Origin of the sequence: Polynucleobacter sp. UK-FUSCHL-C3 (assembly GCF_040409815.1) — a bacterium.
In the GTDB taxonomy this organism is placed as follows: domain Bacteria; phylum Pseudomonadota; class Gammaproteobacteria; order Burkholderiales; family Burkholderiaceae; genus Polynucleobacter.
Genome location: NZ_CP099959.1, coordinates 1,280,774 through 1,300,367, shown reverse-complemented (window position 1 = coordinate 1,300,367; position 19,594 = coordinate 1,280,774). Strand labels below are relative to the sequence as shown.

General features: G+C 46.2%; 16 protein-coding genes. 12 read left to right on the top strand and 4 right to left on the bottom strand.

Annotated features, from left to right (window positions below; genetic code table 11):
• Positions 1 to 2: 2 nt before the first annotated feature.
• Together NKE59_RS06590 and NKE59_RS06585 are read right to left on the bottom strand one after the other, a co-directional pair.
• Positions 3 to 773: an SDR family oxidoreductase gene (locus tag NKE59_RS06590; protein ID WP_353438185.1), complete on the bottom strand. Its 771-nt coding sequence runs from the start codon at positions 771 to 773 to the stop codon at positions 3 to 5.
• Positions 770 to 1,933, bottom strand: coding sequence for an acyl-CoA dehydrogenase family protein (locus NKE59_RS06585; protein WP_353438184.1), 1,164 nt, complete (start codon positions 1,931 to 1,933; stop codon positions 770 to 772). Before NKE59_RS06585 ends, NKE59_RS06590 begins: the two co-directional genes overlap by 4 nt.
• Before the next feature lie 142 nt (positions 1,934 to 2,075).
• Between NKE59_RS06585 and NKE59_RS06580 the strand changes: the two genes are divergently transcribed.
• The 11 genes from NKE59_RS06580 to nadB all read left to right on the top strand — a co-directional run bounded on the left by NKE59_RS06580 (position 2,076) and on the right by nadB (position 17,151).
• Entirely contained in the window at positions 2,076 to 2,849 is a 774-nt protein-coding gene (locus NKE59_RS06580; protein WP_353438183.1) for an ABC transporter ATP-binding protein, read from the top strand.
• A gap of 6 nt (positions 2,850 to 2,855) precedes the next feature.
• Entirely contained in the window at positions 2,856 to 3,563 is a 708-nt protein-coding gene (locus tag NKE59_RS06575; RefSeq protein WP_353438182.1) for an ABC transporter ATP-binding protein, read from the top strand.
• A gap of 39 nt (positions 3,564 to 3,602) precedes the next feature.
• Positions 3,603 to 4,817, top strand: a complete 1,215-nt coding sequence (locus NKE59_RS06570) for an ABC transporter substrate-binding protein (protein ID WP_353438181.1) — start codon at positions 3,603 to 3,605, stop codon at positions 4,815 to 4,817.
• Positions 4,818 to 4,836: 19 nt separating this feature from the next.
• Complete coding sequence (locus NKE59_RS06565) at positions 4,837 to 5,751, top strand: branched-chain amino acid ABC transporter permease (protein ID WP_353438180.1); 915 nt, start codon at positions 4,837 to 4,839, stop codon at positions 5,749 to 5,751.
• Complete coding sequence (locus NKE59_RS06560) at positions 5,751 to 6,692, top strand: branched-chain amino acid ABC transporter permease (RefSeq protein WP_353438179.1); 942 nt, start codon at positions 5,751 to 5,753, stop codon at positions 6,690 to 6,692. The genes NKE59_RS06565 and NKE59_RS06560 overlap by 1 nt, the downstream gene beginning before the upstream one ends.
• 64 nt (positions 6,693 to 6,756) lie before the next feature.
• Entirely contained in the window at positions 6,757 to 7,251 is a 495-nt protein-coding gene (locus NKE59_RS06555; RefSeq protein ID WP_353438178.1) for a hypothetical protein, read from the top strand.
• A gap of 6 nt (positions 7,252 to 7,257) precedes the next feature.
• Positions 7,258 to 9,651, top strand: coding sequence for a DUF748 domain-containing protein (locus NKE59_RS06550; RefSeq protein WP_353438177.1), 2,394 nt, complete (start codon positions 7,258 to 7,260; stop codon positions 9,649 to 9,651).
• 70 nt (positions 9,652 to 9,721) lie between these two features.
• The gene (locus NKE59_RS06545) at positions 9,722 to 10,426 is read left to right on the top strand and encodes a sulfite exporter TauE/SafE family protein (RefSeq protein WP_353438176.1); all 705 of its coding nucleotides are present in this window, start codon (positions 9,722 to 9,724) and stop codon (positions 10,424 to 10,426) included.
• Between the two features lie 411 nt (positions 10,427 to 10,837).
• Complete coding sequence (locus tag NKE59_RS06540; protein ID WP_353438175.1) at positions 10,838 to 12,640, top strand: NAD(P)H-dependent oxidoreductase subunit E; 1,803 nt, start codon at positions 10,838 to 10,840, stop codon at positions 12,638 to 12,640.
• Positions 12,641 to 15,538, top strand: coding sequence for a formate dehydrogenase subunit alpha (gene fdhF, locus NKE59_RS06535; protein WP_353438174.1), 2,898 nt, complete (start codon positions 12,641 to 12,643; stop codon positions 15,536 to 15,538).
• The gene (gene nadB / locus NKE59_RS06530) at positions 15,535 to 17,151 is read left to right on the top strand and encodes an L-aspartate oxidase (protein ID WP_353438173.1); all 1,617 of its coding nucleotides are present in this window, start codon (positions 15,535 to 15,537) and stop codon (positions 17,149 to 17,151) included. Before fdhF ends, nadB begins: the two co-directional genes overlap by 4 nt.
• Here the strand turns inward: nadB and nadC are convergent.
• Positions 17,148 to 18,014: a carboxylating nicotinate-nucleotide diphosphorylase gene (gene nadC / locus NKE59_RS06525; RefSeq protein WP_353438172.1), complete on the bottom strand. Its 867-nt coding sequence runs from the start codon at positions 18,012 to 18,014 to the stop codon at positions 17,148 to 17,150. The genes nadB and nadC overlap by 4 nt on opposite strands.
• A 9-nt stretch (positions 18,015 to 18,023) precedes the next feature.
• Complete coding sequence (gene nadA / locus NKE59_RS06520) at positions 18,024 to 19,160, bottom strand: quinolinate synthase NadA (RefSeq protein ID WP_353438171.1); 1,137 nt, start codon at positions 19,158 to 19,160, stop codon at positions 18,024 to 18,026.
• A gap of 60 nt (positions 19,161 to 19,220) precedes the next feature.
• Between nadA and panD the strand changes: the two genes are divergently transcribed.
• Entirely contained in the window at positions 19,221 to 19,589 is a 369-nt protein-coding gene (panD, locus tag NKE59_RS06515) for an aspartate 1-decarboxylase (RefSeq protein ID WP_353438170.1), read from the top strand.
• Positions 19,590 to 19,594 lie beyond the last annotated feature (5 nt).

Genomic DNA, 19,594 nt, shown 5'->3' with positions numbered 1-19,594 from the left:
CTCTATAAAGAACTAACGAGATGTGCGCCATCGACCGGGATGGTGCTGCCAGAGATTGCTTTGCCAGCATCGGATGCCAAGAGCAGAATGGGTCCATCCAAATCACTCAGTTCACTAAAGCGCCGACTCGGAATCCGTAGACGCAATTTTTCTCCAAGCTCGCTTTGTAAAAACTCTCGATTCAAATCGGTCACCACATATCCCGGCAGGATAGCGTTCACTCGGATTTGATAACGAGCCAGCTCTAAAGCCATCGTCTTAGTCAGTTGAATGACGCCTGCTTTGGAAATGGCATACGGGGCAACTCCATTGATTTGGCGCTCGCCTAATATCGATGCCATATTGATAATCGATCCGCTGGTCTTGCTTGCCACCATGTGGCGTGCTGCTTCGGTCGCTACTAACCATACCCCCTTGAGATTGGTGTCAATCACTTGATCCCAATCTGTCTCGGTTTGCTCTAGAATGCTTTTGGTCACCGAGATACCAGCGTTATTAATCACAATACTGGGTGTGCCCCATTCAGAAATGGCATCAAAGCAGGCTTTGACGCTTTCAATATTGGTCACATCGAGGGGGAAGGCTTTCGCTAAACCACCTTTTTGTTCGATTGCTTTGACAATAGACTCGAGTTGATCGATGCGTCTAGAAGCAAGTGCCACTTTTGCACCCATGCTGGCCAATAGTTCACTACAGTGACGTCCAATCCCGCTGGAGGCGCCAGTGACCAAAGCAAGTTGACCATCTAGACGAAAGCGCTCAGCAGGGCTCATGCCTTTTGATCCAAAAGTTTTCTGGCCATACTCCAACGATGTACCTCACTGGGACCATCGTAGATACGAAAAGCACGCATATCGGTAAAGATACGCATCACCGCAGTTTCGCCTGTCACACCTTGTCCACCCATAATTTGAACACAGCGATCCACGACTCGCCATTCAGCTTCTGAGCAAATTACTTTGGCACGGCTGGATTCATAATTACATTTCTCACCTTGATCAAGCAACCATGCGGTATGCAAAATATGCAAGCGTGCGGTTTGAAGATCCATGTCATTGTCAGCCAACATAAATCCAACACCTTCATGATCGCCGAGCCGTTGACCAAAAGCCTGTCGCTTTTGTGCATATGCTAGTGCAATATCTTGCGCACGCCGGGCTTGACCTAGCCAACGCATGCAATGGGTCAATCGTGCGGGGGCAAGACGCACTTGTGCATACCGAAAGCCTTTACCGACTTCACCCAAAATTTGATCTTCGGGAACACGTAAATTATTAAAACCCAACACACTATGCCCGCCCGCAAAACACTGATCCATCGAATCCATATTGCGTTCAATCTCAATTCCAGGAGCATCCATGTCGGATAAAAACATGGTCGCTTGGCCATCTTCGGTACGTGCCATGATGATCACATAGTCAGAGCCATCGGCACCAGTGATAAACCATTTACGCCCATTGATCACATAGTCTTTACCATCTTTGATTGCTGTCGTTGTTAGCATTGATGGATCAGATCCGGCACCAGGCGCAGGTTCAGTCATTGCAAAGCAGGAACGTAACTTACCTTCAATTTGAGGAATCAACCAGCGTTTTTGTTGGGCGGGACTGGCAACTTGTTCCATCAAATGAATATTGCCCTCATCTGGCGCATGAATATTCATGGCAATTGGGCCTAATCGCGAATAGCCAGCCTCTTCAAAGACGATAGCCTTTGCAACATGGCTTAGGCCTAAACCACCATGTTTTTTAGAAGCATGCGGAGTAAGAAGACCTTCTTTTTTGGCAAGCTCAACTAGTGTTTGACGTAATTCAGGGGAGGGTCCGTGTGGTGTTTCCCGGGGATCGCCCTCCAAGGGTATGATTTTTTGAGTAATAAATTGCCTAGTTTGATCCCTTAGGGCAATTAGCTCAGGCGATATTGAAAAGTCCATATCTCATTGTAATAGCAGGTATTTAAGGAAATTTATAAATTTTCAAGTTCTAGAGCCCTGTAATGATTAGGGTTTTCGCTATACAGGGGGATCATTTAGATCCACTATTCTTAGGGTTTTCAGGTTTAAAGGGCTTCGCATTGTGGTTTCTGATGATCTCATCCTACAGACAAAAAACTTGAGCAAATCGTTTTATGGATTTACAGCAGTTAGTAATGTCAATCTCAATGTAAAACGAGGAAGTATTCACGCTTTAATTGGACCCAATGGAGCGGGTAAGACCACCTGCTTTAATTTGCTGACCAAATTCTTAGAGCCTAGCTCAGGTCAGATTGATTTCAATGGCCACGATATTACGAAAGAAAAGCCAGCGCAAATCGCCAAGCGCGGCATTATTCGTTCTTTTCAGATCTCCGCCGTATTCCCGCATATGACAGCTCTAGAAAACGTTCGTATTGGTCTTCAACAAGAGCTTGGTACTTCTTTCTTCTTTTGGAAAAGCGAGAGATCTCTCGACATCTTGAATGCTCGGGCTATGGATGCACTCCGCCAGGTTGGTCTTGATAGCTTTGCTGATGAATTAGCAGTTAATCTGCCTTATGGGAGAAAGCGTGCTCTTGAGATTGCCGCAACGGTTGCCATGAACCCAGAGCTAATGCTACTAGATGAACCCACGCAGGGAATGGGACATGAAGACGTGAGTCTTGTCACCGAGTTAATTAAACGAGTATCGCAGGGTAGAACGGTATTGATGGTTGAGCATAATATGAAGGTTGTTGCAAACATCGCCAATACGATTTCTGTATTACAGCGCGGCGAGGTGATTGCTGAAGGACCGTACGAGCAGGTCTCAAAAAATCCACAGGTAATGGAAGCCTATATGGGTACGGCTGATTCTGAGCTACAAGGACATTAATTCCCGATGAGCTCACTGGCTTTAGAGATCAAAAACCTGAACGCTTGGTATGGCGAGTCCCATGTGTTACATGGCATCAACTTATCCGTGCATAAAGGCGAGGTGGTCTGTTTACTCGGTCGAAATGGCGCAGGCCGCACCACGACTCTTCGATCCATCCTGGGCCTCGTTGGTAATCGCACTGGGTCGATCAAAGTAAATGGACATGAAGTCATTGGTATGCCAACCTATCAGGTGGCTCAATTAGGCATTGGCTATTGTCCTGAGGAACGCGGTATTTTTACAAGCCTCACCTGTGAGCAGAATTTAATGTTGCCACCCAAAGTGGGTGAGGGGATGGCAATGTCCGTGGATGAGATTTATCAAATGTTTCCCAATCTTTATGAGCGGCGCTCTAGTCCGGGTGGCAAGCTATCGGGAGGCGAGCAGCAAATGCTAGCGATTGCACGAATCTTGCGCACTGGCGCTAGCCTACTTTTATTAGATGAAATTACTGAAGGATTGGCACCAGTCATTATTCAGAAGTTAACGGAAGTGGTTCGTGCATTAAAAGAACGTGGATTCACCATTATTTTGGTGGAACAAAATTTTCGATTTGCTTCAAAGCTCGCAGATAGAAACTATGTAATCGAGCATGGGCAAGTTGTAAAAACGGTCGAGAGGGGTGAACTCGAGGCTAGTCAGGAAGAGCTCAAGATTTTATTGGGTGTGTAGTTTTAATAAGTTGAAAAAAGTTTATAAGGAGAAGTTCAAATGAAAAAAACAGCAATTGCAACATTAGTCGCTTCCTGCTTTATGGCAGCAGCGATTCCTGCTCAGGCTCAAACGGTTTCAGATAATGAGGTACGGATTGGTGTGTTAACAGACCTCTCCGGAATTTATTCTGCGATTGAAGGTCCTGGCGCACTCTTGGCGGCTCAGATGGCTGCCAAAGATTTTGGTGGCCAAGTATTAGGCAAGAAGATTGTGATTACATCGGCAGATACCCAATCTAAAGCAGACCTTGCGAGCTCGAAAGCACGCGAGATGTTTGAAAAAGATAAAGTGGACATGATTGTCGGTAACGTTTCTACTGCCTCAGCACTAGCTGCTATGGAAGTGGCTGAGCAATTCAAGCGAGTTTCGATTGTTAATGGTGCAGCATCTTTGCAAATTACTAATGAGAAGTGCACCCCATACAGCATTCACTATGTCTACGATACCTATGCTCTCTCACGTGGAACCGGTAAAGCAGTGGTCGATTCTGGTAAGAAGACTTGGTTCTTTGTCACGGCAGATTATGCATTCGGCCATACCCTAGAGCGTGATACTACTGAAGTGGTTTTGGCTAGTGGTGGAAAAGTATTAGGCGGTGTAAAGCATCCAATTAACACCACCGATTTCTCCTCGTTTATGGCTCAGGCTCAATCGTCTAAGGCAGAGGTTATTGGCTTAGCTAATGCGGGCGGCGACACCATTGGATCGGTCAAGCAAGCTGCTGAGCTTGGCATTATGGGATCGAAACAAACGGTTGTACCATTGCTAATGTTTACAAGCGATATTCAAGCCCTTGGCTTAAGACAAACAGCTGGTATGACATTTACTGAAGGTTGGTATTGGGACTTTAATGACGCCAATCGTAAGTTTGCTGAGCGCTTCATGAAGGAGTTCAAGGGTAAGGCTCCAACATCTGTTCAAGCTGGTGTTTATTCTGCAACGATGCAGTATTTGAAAGCCGTAGAAGCAACAAAAACGGATAACTCAGATGCGGTCATGAAACAGATGAAATCCATTGAAATTAATGATGGCCTCTTCAAAGGCAGAATTCGTGCTGATGGTAAGTTTGAGCATGATATGTATTTGCTCGAAGTCAAAAAGCCTAATGAGTCTAAAGGGCCCAATGACGTAGCGAAGGTTGTTAAGGTTATTGCTGCTAAAGATGCGACTTTGCCCTTAGCGCAATCGAAGTGCAAATACGTCACTAAGTAATTGAGGACTGCTCCAAGTCATGTTTGAGTTACTCGGAATCACCCCGCAAGCCTTAGTCTCACAGCTCTTAATTGGACTGATTAACGGTTCTTTCTATGCGCTGTTGAGCTTGGGCTTGGCGGTGATTTTTGGTTTATTGAATGTGATTAACTTCACTCACGGCGCTCAGTATATGTTGGGCGCCATGGTGGCGTGGATTGGATTAACTCAAGTGGGCAATTGGATTGGGATGCCAGAGTTTCAGATCAACTATTTTGTTGCTCTGTTTCTGGCGCCTCTGATCGTAGGACTTTTTAGCATCGTGATTGAAAAAACGATGCTAAAGCGTCTTTATCACCTTGATCACCTGTATGGCCTGCTCTTAACCTTTGGGCTTGCCTTAGTGATAGAAGGGATGTTTCGTCATTGGTTTGGCGCATTAGGTAATAGCTATCCTGTGCCAGAGTTATTACAGGGCGGCATTCGGGTTGCCGAACTCTTTTTGCCGTATTACCGATTGTGGGTTGTTTTCTTAGCATTGATCGTTTGCTTTGCCACCTGGTATTTTATTGAGCGCACTAGCTTGGGCAGTTTATTGCGAGCTGGTACTGAGAACCCGCGTTTATTGCAGGCTCTGGGCGTGAACGTTCCATTGATTGTGACCCTCACGTATGGGGCTGGTTGTGCGCTTGCTGCTTTTGCTGGGGTCATGGCCGCTCCTGTCTATCAAGTAACCGCAGTGATGGGTTCTAACTTAATCATTGTGGTATTTGCCGTGGTTGTCATCGGTGGCATGGGATCCATTGCGGGTGCGATTGTCACAGGATTGGGATTAGGAGTCATAGAGGGACTCACTAAAGTGTTTTACCCTCAAGCCTCTTCGGTCTCAATCTTTGTAATCATGATTATTGTTCTTTTAATTAAGCCCGCTGGACTGTTTGGGAAATCTAACTAATGATGAAATCCAAACTCACGACGCTCGATAAAATTTCTTTAGTGATCATTGCACTTTTGGCATTGATTCCATGGCAGGGTTTTGTATATGACCTGTTTATGATGAAGGTATTCTGTTTTGCAATCTTTGCGGCATCTCTAAATCTTCTTCTCGGGTTTGCCGGCCTCCTATCTTTTGGTCATGCTGCCTTTTTTGGAACTGGTGCGTATATCACTGCCTATGTCATGAAAGAGTGGGGGATGACCCCTGAGCTTGGTTTGATTTGTGGAGTGCTGTGCTCTACCGCATTAGGCTATGTTTTTGGTGCTCTAGCAATTCGGCGTCAAGGTATTTACTTTGCGATGATTACCTTAGCTCTTGCGCAAGTTATTTATTTCTTGGCAACTCAAGTGCCATTCACCAATGGTGAAGATGGTATTCAGGGTGTCCCGCGCGGTAAGTTCTTAGGCTTGATTGAGCTGTCCAGTTCAACCCATATGTATTACTTCGCATTGATCGTCTTTATCTTGGCATTTTTCATGATCAAGCGGATTGTGAGTTCACCTTTTGGCCAAGTAATGAAATCCATTCGAGAGAACGAGCCGCGCGCTATTTCCTTAGGCTATGACGTTAACCGTTACAAATTGATTGCATTCACTCTGTCGGCCGGTCTCGCTGGTTTGGGCGGGGGACTCAAAAGCTTAGTTTTACAGCTTGCATCGCTATCGGATGTTTTCTGGCACACCTCTGGTGAGGCGGTACTGATGACCATTCTCGGTGGCATTGGCACCTTATGGGGCCCTGTCGCTGGAGCCGCTGTGATCATAAATCTACAAAATTATTTAGCTAACTTAGGCGGTTGGAGCACGATTGCAACCGGAGCCATCTTTGTGATTTGCGTTCTAGCATTTAGGCGAGGCATCGTTGGTGAGATTGCCTATCGTTTAAAAATTAAGCTCTAGTATTCATTCATCTGAATTATCCTCATAGGGCTTTATCATTTAGATAAAGTTAATGAAGCCTGCTATGCAAAACCACTCAATCACTCATAAACTGGGAGAGGATATTCAGAAAATCCTGATCCTCTTTGCCTACTTCTCTATTTGGTTTAGCGCACTTGTATTCTTGAACTATTCCATTCTTCGAAACGAGGGGGTTCCATATGCCCCAATTAGCTTGGCATTGATTAAGGCATTACTGTGCGCCAAATTTATGTTGCTTGGACAAGCGATCTATCCCATCCAAAGCAATGTAAAGCGGGGATTAATTTGGCAAATCCTGCCACGTTCTCTGGTTTATTTATTGGTAGTGGTTTTGTTAAGTGCAATCGAGTCGGGGATGGAGGGTTGGATTCATCATAAGGGCTTTATTAGCTCCTTGGCTAATTTTGGAAATGGCGATCCTATTCATATACTAGCTCTATGCTTAATCTATTGGTTGATTCTATTGCCGTACCTTACATTTATGTCACTTAAATTAGTGATTGGTGATCAAGAAACGAAGCGTATTTTTTTAGGATAGGGGTTTATGCAATTGCATAAAGCAAGGCTAATTCGCCTGACGAGCAAAATCACACTGGGCTTTTTGGCAGTTGCCACACTCTTTTGGGTCGTGGGTGTTGCTTGGGCCCCGTCATGGATTAAAGGGTCTTTGGAGCAATATAGCCAGAAGGTGGGCTACCAAGTTGAGCTTCAAGATATTGCTGTAAAGCCTTTTGCCTTAAAAGTGGAGTTGTACGGCTTAAAGCTAAAGCAAATTGAGGGTAAAGAACTATTTTCTCTAGAGCGCGGCATGCTGAGTTTGCAGTGGGGTAAGTTGGTTCTTGGGGAGATTGGCATTCAGGATATTCAGCTAGATGGCCCATCTATTCTTTTTGAGAGAGATGCTAAAGCAAACGCAAAGTGGAACTGGCTTGAGTTTATTGAATCGATTTCGGAGAAGCAAGTCGGTGCTGTGGAGAACAAGTCAAAGGCTCCCAAGGTATTCGTTGAGAACTTCACAATTCGTGAGGCACGATTAAAGCTCAATGATGAGCAAACGAAATTTGCAGATGACCTTGGTCCCTTTTCATTGGACCTCAAAAAGTTAAGTAATTACTCGAGTAAAACTGATCAATCAGGGATTGAAGCCTTGTATTCTTTGGATTTGGGCAAGGTTGATATCCTCATTCCATCGCTTAATAAGATGATTGTTGTGCAAAAGGTCCGTGCATCGGGAGGGATATCTAGCCCCAATCCAGACACCCTGGATGCTAAGTTAAACCTCAAATTAGATGATGGCGAATTAGATTTCGTTTTAACACTCAAAACCAAACAAGATCAGATACTAATTGATACTGGAATTACCAATCTTTCGATTGCTCCAATCGTTTCTTTATTGCCTGCCAATAGCCCTCTAAGTACTAATAAGGGAGTGATGAGTGGCCAGATGCGGTATCAGTTGAAGAATCATTTGTGGTCGGCGAGTGGTGATTTGCGCTTACTTGATGTGGAGATAACGGAGGGTAAGCCACGTCAACCCTTTGTTCAGTGGAAGCAAGTCGATATCAAACAAATCGATCTTAGAAAGTTGGCTAGCGGTAACACCGCCTTAACGATTGATGAGCTAATATTTAATCAACCTAATTTCTTATTTGATCTTGATGAGAAGGGCTTATCAAATATCCGCCGAATGTTTGCAAAGCCCACAAGTCCTGAGGTTGACTCGGCTGGGTCTGTAAATCAAGCACAATCCTCTCGATTTCAACTGGATATTAAGGCCGTAAAATTGCGCGATGGACTTGTGCAGTTCTCCGATCTTGCTGTGGTTCCACAGCTTAAGACGGAGATACGTAAATTAAATGGTTCTTTATTGGGCGTTAGCAATACGCCTGGCCGATATGCTGAAATCGCACTCAACGGGTTCATTGCGGATAAAGGAAGTTTCAGAGCAAAAGGCCAAGCCTCGTTTGATGACCCCAGACGAAATCATGATCTCTCTGTTGAGTTTAAGAATGTGCCCCTGAATACTGCCAATGCTTATTTTATAAAGCATGCTGGATATTCTATTAACGACGGACGCCTCGATCTTTTATTGAACTACAAAGCAAAAGATGCTGAGTTACTTGGTCAAAATCGTTTTGTGATTAAAGATATTCAATTGGGCGAGGAGATTCCTGATTTTCAGGGAAAGCGACTACCGTTAAGGTTGGCTGTGGCCTTATTGGAAGACTCGGATAATGTGATTGATATCTCTTTAAGTATCAAAGGAAATATTGATTCGCCGGAGTTTTCTGCTTCGGGTTTGGTCTGGCAGGCTATCAGCACAGTGCTTAGTAATATTGTCACCGCTCCATTTAGGGCATTGGCATCTTTATTGGGTTTGCAAAGTGATGCGCCCATTTATTCCGTGGTGGGGGAGAGCACCTATTTACCCGCCGACCAAGAAAAGCTCGATAAATTAGCTGGTGTATTAGTAAAACGCCCTAATGCAACGATTGAGTTATTCGGCGCATATGATCCCGGTTCTGACAAACTGGAGTTGGCGCGCGCCCGAGCAGATCACGCTATTTTGAATGCAGCGGGGTTTAAATTGAGCCCGAGCGAACCATTACCGACCACAAGCCTTTCAGACCCGCGCATTCAGTCTGGGATTAAATCAGCGTATGGTCAGCAGGTGGGAAAGATTAAGTTGGCTCAACGCTTAATCACACTACCGGATAATGAGGCTCGTTATCAGCAGTTACGGAGTGAGATTATTCTAAGCTTTGTAATTGGTGATACAGAGTTAAAACAATTAGCCGCTACGCGAGCAAGTCGCGCACGAGATTTAATGCTACAAAATAATCCTAGCCTAGTAGAGCGTATTAAGTTGGGCTCATCCAATGAGGCGGTTGCTGATAAAGACGGGATCCCGCTTGGTGTTAATCTAGGCAGTAAATAAATTGACCTTATAAAGCATTCCCATTTTTGAGCTAATTGCACCCCTCTCCTTAATTGCTGCATGCGCAATTGTGTTTGTGGCTTATTTTATTTTTGGGATATCTGGATTTGGCTCCTCCATCATTGCGGTGCCCATTCTGGTTTTATTTTTCCCATTGCAAATTGTTGTGCCCTTGATGGTGATTCTGGATCTCTGCGCAGCTTTTTACTTGGGAGGCAAATCCTATCGAGAGGCAGATAAAAAAGAATTGACATGGTTGTTTCCATTTACCTTTGTAGGCATGGTGATTGGGATTACCTTACTCTTAAATGCACCACAGAAGCCTTTATTAATTGTTTTGGGAGTATTTGCCGCAGCAAACGGAATACGCGTTCTGACCCGTTCCCAATCCAAGCCGATTCATATTATTAGTCGTTATTGGGCGATTCCCTTTGGTGCAATTGGTGGGGTCTTTACAGCTCTATATGCTACAGGTGGGGTAATTTATGCATCCTATTTATCGATGCGTCTGGATCAACCCATGCGCTTGCGGGCTACGATGGCTCTAGCAATTTTGGTACTGGTCTTTATGCGTCTGTTGTTCATGCTTTTTACGGGCTTGATCTTGCATATGCCCATACTAACGTTGGGCCTCATCTTAATTCCGTGCATGATCGCTGGCTTATGGTTGGGGTCCAAGGCGCATCGCAATTTAAGTAAGCATCGCATGCAGCAGACCTATGGACTTATTTTGCTGTTTGCTGGCTCTGTTCTTTTGTTAAAACAAGCCCTTTAGGTGCTAGACTCGTTACCATCATGAGACCAATTCGTTTGATTCCTGTAGCCTACTCTTTTTGTCACCATGTCTCTTAGTGGATGTGGAACAGTTCAGTCTGCAGCCCAACAAGATTGCACCTCTGTGGGATTGCGGATTGGTTCGCCCGACCATGAGTCATGCTTTAAAGCCCGTGTTCGACAGAGGGAGATGGATTACAGCAATACATTCTTGCCGAGCTCAAATTAGTGTTTTAGGCTTCTTTAATTACATCGGTCTTATAGAATTAGGGTTAACCCTTATTACCTTGAACTTGAGCCATATCAATTACATAAACACCTGAATAAATTAAATTAGTTACAGTTTGCTCGGGCCTATACAAAGGCATCTTGCACCTATGAAATCGTATTTCGATTGAGAGACAGATATCGCATGAATCATCCTAAGCCTTCCGGTGAAATCAAGGCAGTTGCCATCGCAACTGCAGATGATCTTCGTGCGCGTATTAAACAAAAAAGTAAGCTAAAGGGGCGGCAAGCGGATGATGTTGCGCTGGCAGAAATTCAAGCCTTAATTGGCGATGGTCCTTATCGACGCGATTTATTAATTGAAAATCTTCATTTATTAAATGACGAGTACCGTGCTTTACACGATCATCATTTGGTGGTGCTAGCCAAGCTAATGAATTTACCAATGGCAGAGGTTTATGAGGTCGCAACTTTTTATCATCACTTTGAGGTGGTCCGCGGCAATGACCCTGTGGCCGATATTACGGTACGCGTTTGCGATGGGCTCTCGTGCGAGCTCGCAGGAGCTAAAAGTTTACTTGAGCGCTTACCAACCATTTTAGGTAACTCGAAGGTGAAAGTGATTGCGGCACCTTGTGTGGGTCGTTGTGAACAAGCACCCGTTGCCGTAGTACATCAATATCCGGTTTTATTTGCAGATGTCGAGAAAATATCAAATGCTATTAAGAATCGACAAACTACGCATCCAAAAGCGAAGGACGATGCTCAGTTTGAACCGGCTGATTTTGTACAAAAAGGTGTTAGTCCAGAGCAAAAGGCAAATGTGGTCTCGCCTGCCTATGTCGGATATGAGGCTTATCGTGCCAAGGGTGGTTATGCATTAGCAAGCAATTTGGCAAACCAACAGCAAGACCCAGAGACTGTCATCAAGGCAATGGAAGATTCTGGTTTGCGGGGTCTTGGGGGCGCAGGATTTCCGGCGGGTCGTAAATGGCGGATTGTCAGAGATCAAACTGCACCCAAGTTAATGGCAGTCAATATCGATGAGGGCGAGCCCGGCACATTTAAAGATCGTACGTATTTAGAGCGAGATCCCCATCGCTTCTTGGAAGGCATGTTAATAGCAGCCCAAGTGGTTGGTATTGATGCTTGCTATATCTATTTGCGGGATGAGTACCATGGCTGCCGTGAACTACTGGCCAATGAGATTCAAAAACTACAGGCTAACCCGCCGTATAAATTGCCCCTGATTGAACTTCGTCGTGGAGCAGGGGCTTATATTTGTGGCGAGGAGTCAGCCATGATTGAGAGTATTGAGGGTAAGCGGGGCGAGCCCAGAATGCGCCCTCCTTATATTGCTCAAGTCGGTCTCTTTGGTCGTCCAACCCTAGAACATAATTTTGAGACCCTCTATTGGGTGCGCGATATTGTGCAGCGTGGGCCTCAATGGTTTAGTTCCTTTGGTCGCCACGATCGCAAAGGCCTGCGCAGTTTTAGTGTGAGCGGTCGCGTTAAGTTGCCTGGTGTGAAGTTGGCTCCTGCTGGGATCACGATTCAGGAGTTGATTGACGAATATTGCGGCGGTATGCAGGACGGCCATACTTTCTATGGGTATTTACCAGGCGGTGCATCGGGCGGTATTTTGCCTGCCACTATGAACACCATTCCTTTGGATTTTGATACCTTACAACCCTATGGTTGTTTTATTGGATCAGCCGCTGTGATGGTATTTAGCCATCACGATAAGGCTCGTGACGCAGCGCTTAATGTGATGCGCTTCTTCGAGCACGAGAGTTGTGGGCAGTGCACCCCGTGTCGTGTCGGTACCAGCAAAGCAGCGCAGTTGATGCTTGCCCCTAAATGGGATCAAGCAACCTTAGAAGATTTATCTACGGTAATGATCGATGCGTCTATTTGTGGCTTGGGTCAAGCAGCACCAAACCCAATTCGTTGTATTGCTAAATACTTCCCAGAAGAGATCGCTTAAATGAACGCCCCAGTCAATCCAAATGAACTAGAACTGCAAACCGTAGAGTTCAAGCTTGATGGCAAAACAATCGTTGCATATGGCGGGGAGACCATTCTAAAAGCTGCTAAACGTCACGGGGTCGATATCCCTCACCTTTGTTTCAAAGATGGTTATCGTCCGGATGGTAATTGTCGCGCCTGTGTGGTGGAGATTAATGGAGAGCGCACCTTAGCCCCCAGTTGCTGCCGTTCAGCCACTGCCGGTATGGAAGTCAAGGCTAATAGCGAGCGTGCCTTAAAGAGCCAAAAATTAGTACTCGAAATGTTGCTATCGGATATGCCTGATGAAGGATATAAGTGGGTGGGTGATAGCGACGCAGAGCGTCAACGGCAACAACACGGTGAGCTAAGTGAGTGGGCTAGTCGCCTTGATGTGCAGGTTCGTCCAGAGTTGAAAGCCTTACGCCGCCATCAACCTCAAGCAGATTTATCGCATCCAGCAATGGCAGTGAACTTGGATGCCTGTATTCAATGCAATCGTTGTGTACGCGCTTGCCGCGAAGAGCAGGTCAATGATGTGATTGGCTATGCAATGCGCGGTGCTCATAGCGAGATCGTATTTGATCTCAGTGACCCTATGGGTTTGAGTACTTGTGTTGCCTGTGGTGAGTGTGTACAGGCTTGCCCGACCGGTGCGCTGATGCCAAAAACCCATATTGGTTCCCAGGCTGTTGACCGAAAAGTAGATTCCGTTTGTCCATTCTGCGGCGTTGGTTGCCAAATCACCTATAACGTTAAGGATGAACAGATTGTGAGCGTGGATGGTCGTGATGGCCCAGCTAATCACAGTCGTTTGTGCGTGAAGGGCCGCTTTGGTTTTGACTACGTCCATAATCCCCAGCGCCTAACGAAACCATTGATCCGAAAGCCTGGGATCAAGAAAGATGAAAGCTCGATTGAGTCAGCTGGTAAAAATCCCGGCGATTGGAAAGAAGTCTTTCGAGAGGCCAGCTGGGACGAGGCGCTTGATTTAGCAGCTGGCAAGTTAAAAGGTTTGCGTGATCAATACGGTAAGAAGTCTCTTGCCGGTTTTGGCTCTGCCAAAGGAAGCAATGAAGAAGCTTATCTATTCCAAAAATTAGTACGCACTGGATTTGGAAGTAACAACGTTGATCATTGCACACGTTTATGCCATGCATCGAGCGTGGCTGCATTGCTCGAGGGTGTTGGCTCTGGCGCCGTTAGTAATCAAGTGAATGATATTGAGCACTCTGGTCTGATTATGGTGATTGGATCTAATCCGACTGCTAATCATCCAGTCGCAGCCACTTGGATGAAAAACGCTGCGAAGAACGGTACCAAAATTGTTTTGGCAGATCCACGCATTACGGATATTGGGAAGCACGCCTGGCGGACCCTACAGTTCAAGCCCGATACGGATGTGGCCATGCTCAACGCCATGATTTATACCGTGATCGAAGAAGGTTTGTGTGATCAAGAGTTCGTCAAGAACCGCGCTTCTAATTTTGAGGCTCTCAAAGAAAATATTAAAGGCTATAGCCCTGAAGCAATGGATCCTATTTGTGGGATTCCTGCAGAACGCTTACGCGAAGTAGCCAGAGAGTTTGCTAAATCTAAAGCCTCGATGATCCTGTGGGGTATGGGCGTGAGTCAACACGTGCATGGAACGGATAATGCGCGCTGCTTAATTGCCTTAGTTAGTATTACAGGTCAAATTGGTAAGCCAGGCTCTGGACTACACCCGCTGCGGGGCCAAAACAATGTACAGGGTGCCAGCGATGCTGGCTTGATCCCCATGATGTTCCCAAACTATCAGCGAGTTGATAATCCTGATGCGCATGATTGGTTTGAGAAGTTCTGGAATACGCCATTAGATAAAAAGCCTGGCTATACGGTTGTGGAGATCATGCATAAGATCACAGCACCAGATTCTGATCCAGATAAGGTGCGAGGCATGTACATCATGGGTGAGAACCCAGCGATGAGTGACCCAGACTTAAATCATGCGCGCCATGCGCTTGCGTCCTTAGATCATTTGGTCGTGCAAGATATTTTTATGACCGAGACCGCTTGGTTGGCTGATGTCATATTGCCTGCGAGCGCCTGGCCTGAGAAGACCGGAACAGTTACCAATACCGATCGAATGGTGCAGTTGGGTAAGCGCGCTCTCAATCCCCCCGGTGATGCCAAACCAGATTTATGGATTCTTCAAGAGTTGGCTAGGCGGATTGGTTTACAGTGGGCTTATCAGGGTGAGGAGTGCGGGGTTGCTGAGATCTATGATGAAATGCGCCTTGCAATGCATGCCGCAATTCAGGGGATTACTTGGGAGCGTTTGCAGCGAGAGTCTAGCGTTACCTATCCATGCTTGAGTGAGGATGACCCGGGTCAGCCAATTGTGTTTGATCACTCATTCCCTACCAAAGATGGTCGTGTAAAACTAGTTCCTGCTGACATTATTCCTGCGAATGAGCGGCCTGACACTAATTTCCCTTTCGTATTAATTACAGGTCGACAGCTAGAGCATTGGCACACCGGCAGCATGACTCGTCGTGCTGGCGTCCTTGATGCAATTGAACCAATGGCAACTGCTTCGATGTGTGGCGAGGACATGGCCAAACTGGGGATTGATGGTGGCGATGTCATTACTATTCGATCACGGCGTGGCGAGGTAGGGATCCATGTCCGACGCGATGATGGTACTCCCTCCGGAGCCATCTTTATGCCGTTTGCCTACTACGAGGCAGCAGCTAACTTAATGACTAATCCTGCACTAGATCCATTTGGCAAGATTCCAGAATTTAAGTATTGTGCTGTCGCAGTAAGCAAAGGCGGTAAACCAGCTCAATACATTGGTTACGAGCTCATGGTAAACGATGCTATGCTCATTCAATGAGCGTAGAGCATGAGCAAAATCATCCTGTTTTAATCATCGGAGCTGGCTTAGCTGGGCTTACAGTTGCCTTACATCTAGCGGACCATCAGACGGTGATTTTGATGGCTAAGCGTCGATTAAATGAGGCAGCTACTGCTTGGGCACAAGGTGGCATTGTCGGCGTGCTTGACCAAGACGATAGCATTGATTCTCACGTCTCTGATACGGTTACAGCAGGTGCGGGATTGGTGGTGGAGTCTGTTTCTCGCTATGTTGCTGAGAACAGTGCGGACGCAATCCATTGGCTGGTGGATCAGGGTGTGCCGTTTACACCCGATGTTTCTGGTCCCAAAGGATTGCACTTAACGCGCGAAGGGGGCCATACCCATCGACGAATTGCACATGCTGCTGATGCGACAGGTAAAGCCATTCATGATGTCTTATTAGAGAAAGCAAAAGCGCATCCTAATATCAAGATCTTGGAGAACTGGATTGCCCTTGATCTAATTACCAATAAACATTTGCAAACTACTGGTCAATACAAATCTAATCGCTGCTATGGTGCATATGCTTTGGACATCGTAAATAATCAGGTCGAGACCATCTTGGCCAAAGCAGTGGTTTTAGCTACTGGTGGTTTAGGCAAAGTTTATCGCTACACCAGCAATCCTGATACTGCAACTGGGGACGGCATCGCCATGGCCTGGCGCGCTGGTTGTCGGATTGGTAATATGGAGTTCATTCAGTTTCATCCCACCTGCCTGTATCACCCCAGTGACCGAACTTTTTTAATTACCGAGGCAATCCGTGGAGAGGGTGGTTTATTAAAGCTCCCTAATGGAAAACGCTTTATGCCAGAGCATGACGAGCGTAATGAGCTCGCCCCGCGCGATATTGTGGCCCGCGCCATAGACTTTGAAATGAAAAAACATGGCTTGGATTATGTGCATTTAGATGCAAGGCATCTGGGCGAAGCCTTCATTAAAGAACACTTCCCCATGATTTATTCTCGATGTCTCTCTTTAGGGATTGATATTACGCAAGAGCCAATTCCGGTTGTCCCGGCAGCACATTACACCTGTGGCGGTGTTGTTACAGATCTTAAGGGCAGAACAGACCTAACGGGACTGTATGCAGTGGGTGAGGCAACCTATACGGGCCTTCATGGAGCAAATCGTCTAGCCTCAAACTCTCTCTTGGAGTGCGTTGTAATTGGTAAGGCAGCTGCGCATGATATTGCAGATCAAGTTGATATTGAGATGCCCACGATTAGACTCTGGGACGAAAGCAAGGTTGAGGATGCCGATGAGCAGGTGGTCATTGCACATAACTGGGATGAGTTACGCTCACTGATGTGGAACTATGTTGGCATTGTGCGTACTACCCGTCGCCTCGAGAGGGCGCTTCATCGCATTGAGCTCCTTCGCACAGAGGTCCAGGAGTACTATGCAAACTTTAGGGTGACACGAGATCTGATCGAGTTACGCAATCTTCTGGAATGCGCAGAATTGATTGTGCGTTCTGCACTAATGCGCAAAGAGAGCCGTGGTCTGCATTACAGCCGTGATTACCCAAAAACCTGGCCAGTTTCGTACCCCACAATTCTGACTCCGATTCAAGCCCAAAAAACTTAAGTTAGTGGGTCGATGCGCATAGAGTAATCGATCGCTTCAATATCTTTTGTTAGCTTACCAATAGAAATGCGGTCAACTCCAGTAGCCACAATTGCTTGTAATTGGGCCAGTGTGATCCCTCCAGAAGCCTCAATAAAAGCCCGACTGGCGTTGATTTTGACCGCCTCGCGCATTTGATCCAAGGTAAAGTTATCAATCAAAATACTTTTTGCTCCAGCAGAGAGAGCTTCCTGTAACTCTGCAATATTTTCTACTTCGATCTGAACATCAACCCCGGACTGGAGAGCATCGGCAGCTTTTAAAGCAGCCGTGATACTGCCTGTAGCAGCAATGTGATTCTCTTTAATCAGAATTCCATCCCAAAGCGCCATTCGTTGATTTTTACCGTTTCCAACTCGGACTGCATACTTTTGCGCCTGGCGAAGACCAGGGAGCGTTTTTCGGGTATCCAATAGTGCACAGCCATTTGGATTCGGGCTTACTCCAGCGATCGCATCAACATGTTGTCGCGTAATGGTGGCTGTATAGGATAAGGTTTGCAGGAAGTTCATCGCGGGGCGCTCAGCACTGAGCAATGCGCGGGCATTTGCATCGATCTCGCAAACGGTAGAGTTTGCTTGCATCCACTCGCCTTCCTGGAACTTCCATTGAATCCGAGCTTGCGGATCTAGTTGATGAACTATCGCCTCAAACCAAGCAATACCGCATAAGACAGCTTTTTGTCGAACAATTAATTTAGCATGGGCTTGCCGATTTTCTGGAACCAACTGAGCGGTCCAATCGCCAGTACCAAGATCCTCTGCTAAGGCATCTCTCACATTGCGAGCGATGGCTTGAGGAAGAGATTCGTTTTGCTCAAACATGAAAAAATACTAGGCAGCGCCAATATTTTTAATAAAGCCGTGTTGTGCTTTTGCCAAAAGCTCGGGGTGAGTACTGGTAAAGGTCAGCATTCTCTCAATGCATCCTAAAGCTTGGGAGCGAATGAGCTCATCGACAAAAATCTCACCGGTTTGCGTTTCTAAGCAATCCAAAATTCCTTGTAAGCCGTTCATGGCCATCCAAGGACAGTTGGCACAGCTCTTGCAAGTTGCGCTTTCACCCGCAGTCGGTGCAGCGATTAATTTTTTACCGGGAGCTAGTTGGCGCATACGGTGCAAGATACCTTGATCGGTAGCAACGATGTATTCGCTTGCTTTGCCTTCAACTACAGCTTTGATCATGGCGGAGGTGGAGCCAACGATATCAGCCTGATCAACTACATGCTGCGGGGATTCCGGATGCACAAGGATTAGGGCATTGGGATGCTTCTTGCGCATGGCAGCCAGCTCGATTGCTTTGAACTCATCATGCACGATACAGGCCCCATTCCAGAGCAACATATCCGCTCCAGTTTGCTCCTGAATGTAACGACCTAAGTGACGATCTGGGGCCCATAAAATCTTTTTGCCTTGCTGATCTAAATGATGAACAATGGCGAGTGCGCACGAGCTGGTGACCATCCAGTCAGCTTGCGCTTTAACGGCTGCGCTGGTATTGGCGTAGACAACCGTTGTGCGATCAGGGTGTGCTTCTCTAAATCGACGAAAGTCTTCAGCAGGGCAACCTAGATCAAGAGAACAGGTCGCTTCTAAGTCTGGCATAAATACCCGCTTCTCCGGACTAAGAATTTTTGCAGTTTCTCCCATAAAGCGCACACCGGCAACAATAAGATTTTTAGCGGGATGGTTCTTGCCAAAACGTGCCATCTCCAATGAGTCAGCAACAAAGCCACCGGTGGCATGCGCAAGATCTTGAATATCACCATCGACATAGTAATGCGCAACGATTACAGCATCCTTACTTATTAGTAATTGCTTGATACGCTCAATGATCTCTTGTTTTTCATTAGCCAAAAGAGGGGTTGGTGTTTTTGCCCAAGCTTGCGCAATGCAGGTTGCCCCAGAGGCATCTTGTTGAGGGTAGTCGTAGAAAACTACCGGGTTTTGGTGGTCAATCGCTTCGGTCATCCCGAAATCTTAACCTGCAATTGCTTTCGGGATAGAATTCAGGGCTTAGAGAGGATTTCTATGAAACGCATCATGTTGTTAGCTAAATTGCATCGGGTTGTAGTTACTGAGGCAGATTTGCACTACGAAGGATCTTGTGGGATCGATGAGGACCTTATTGATGCAGCTGATATGCGTGAATATGAAAAGATTGAACTCTACAATATCAATAATGGTGAGCGCTTTTCTACCTACATCATCAAAGCAAAGCGAGGCTCTGGAGCAATCTCTTTAAACGGAGCCGCAGCGCGTAAGGCTCACGTGGGCGATCATTTGATTATTTGCACTTATGGACCGATTGATGATGCAGAGGTGGCCAGCCATATCCCCAAAGTTGTTTTGGTGGATGATCAGAATCGCATCAAAGAAGTTAAAAAGATTACCTGTTAAAAGGT

Excerpts from the sequence above, each read along its gene's own strand:
- nadC (WP_353438172.1), bottom strand. The coding sequence starts at position 18,014 with ATGTTTGAGCAAAACGAATCTCTTCCTCAAGCCATCGCTCGCAATGTG.
- NKE59_RS06540 (WP_353438175.1), top strand. The coding sequence starts at position 10,838 with ATGAATCATCCTAAGCCTTCCGGTGAAATCAAGGCAGTTGCCATCGCA.
- NKE59_RS06560 (WP_353438179.1), top strand. The coding sequence starts at position 5,751 with ATGATGAAATCCAAACTCACGACGCTCGATAAAATTTCTTTAGTGATC.
- NKE59_RS06585 (WP_353438184.1), bottom strand. The coding sequence starts at position 1,933 with ATGGACTTTTCAATATCGCCTGAGCTAATTGCCCTAAGGGATCAAACT.
- fdhF (WP_353438174.1), top strand. The coding sequence starts at position 12,641 with ATGAACGCCCCAGTCAATCCAAATGAACTAGAACTGCAAACCGTAGAG.
- nadA (WP_353438171.1), bottom strand. The coding sequence starts at position 19,160 with ATGACCGAAGCGATTGACCACCAAAACCCGGTAGTTTTCTACGACTAC.
- NKE59_RS06590 (WP_353438185.1), bottom strand. The coding sequence starts at position 773 with ATGAGCCCTGCTGAGCGCTTTCGTCTAGATGGTCAACTTGCTTTGGTC.
- NKE59_RS06570 (WP_353438181.1), top strand. The coding sequence starts at position 3,603 with ATGAAAAAAACAGCAATTGCAACATTAGTCGCTTCCTGCTTTATGGCA.
- nadB (WP_353438173.1), top strand. The coding sequence starts at position 15,535 with ATGAGCGTAGAGCATGAGCAAAATCATCCTGTTTTAATCATCGGAGCT.
- NKE59_RS06555 (WP_353438178.1), top strand. The coding sequence starts at position 6,757 with ATGCAAAACCACTCAATCACTCATAAACTGGGAGAGGATATTCAGAAA.
- NKE59_RS06550 (WP_353438177.1), top strand. The coding sequence starts at position 7,258 with ATGCAATTGCATAAAGCAAGGCTAATTCGCCTGACGAGCAAAATCACA.
- NKE59_RS06575 (WP_353438182.1), top strand. The coding sequence starts at position 2,856 with ATGAGCTCACTGGCTTTAGAGATCAAAAACCTGAACGCTTGGTATGGC.
- panD (WP_353438170.1), top strand. The coding sequence starts at position 19,221 with ATGAAACGCATCATGTTGTTAGCTAAATTGCATCGGGTTGTAGTTACT.
- NKE59_RS06565 (WP_353438180.1), top strand. The coding sequence starts at position 4,837 with ATGTTTGAGTTACTCGGAATCACCCCGCAAGCCTTAGTCTCACAGCTC.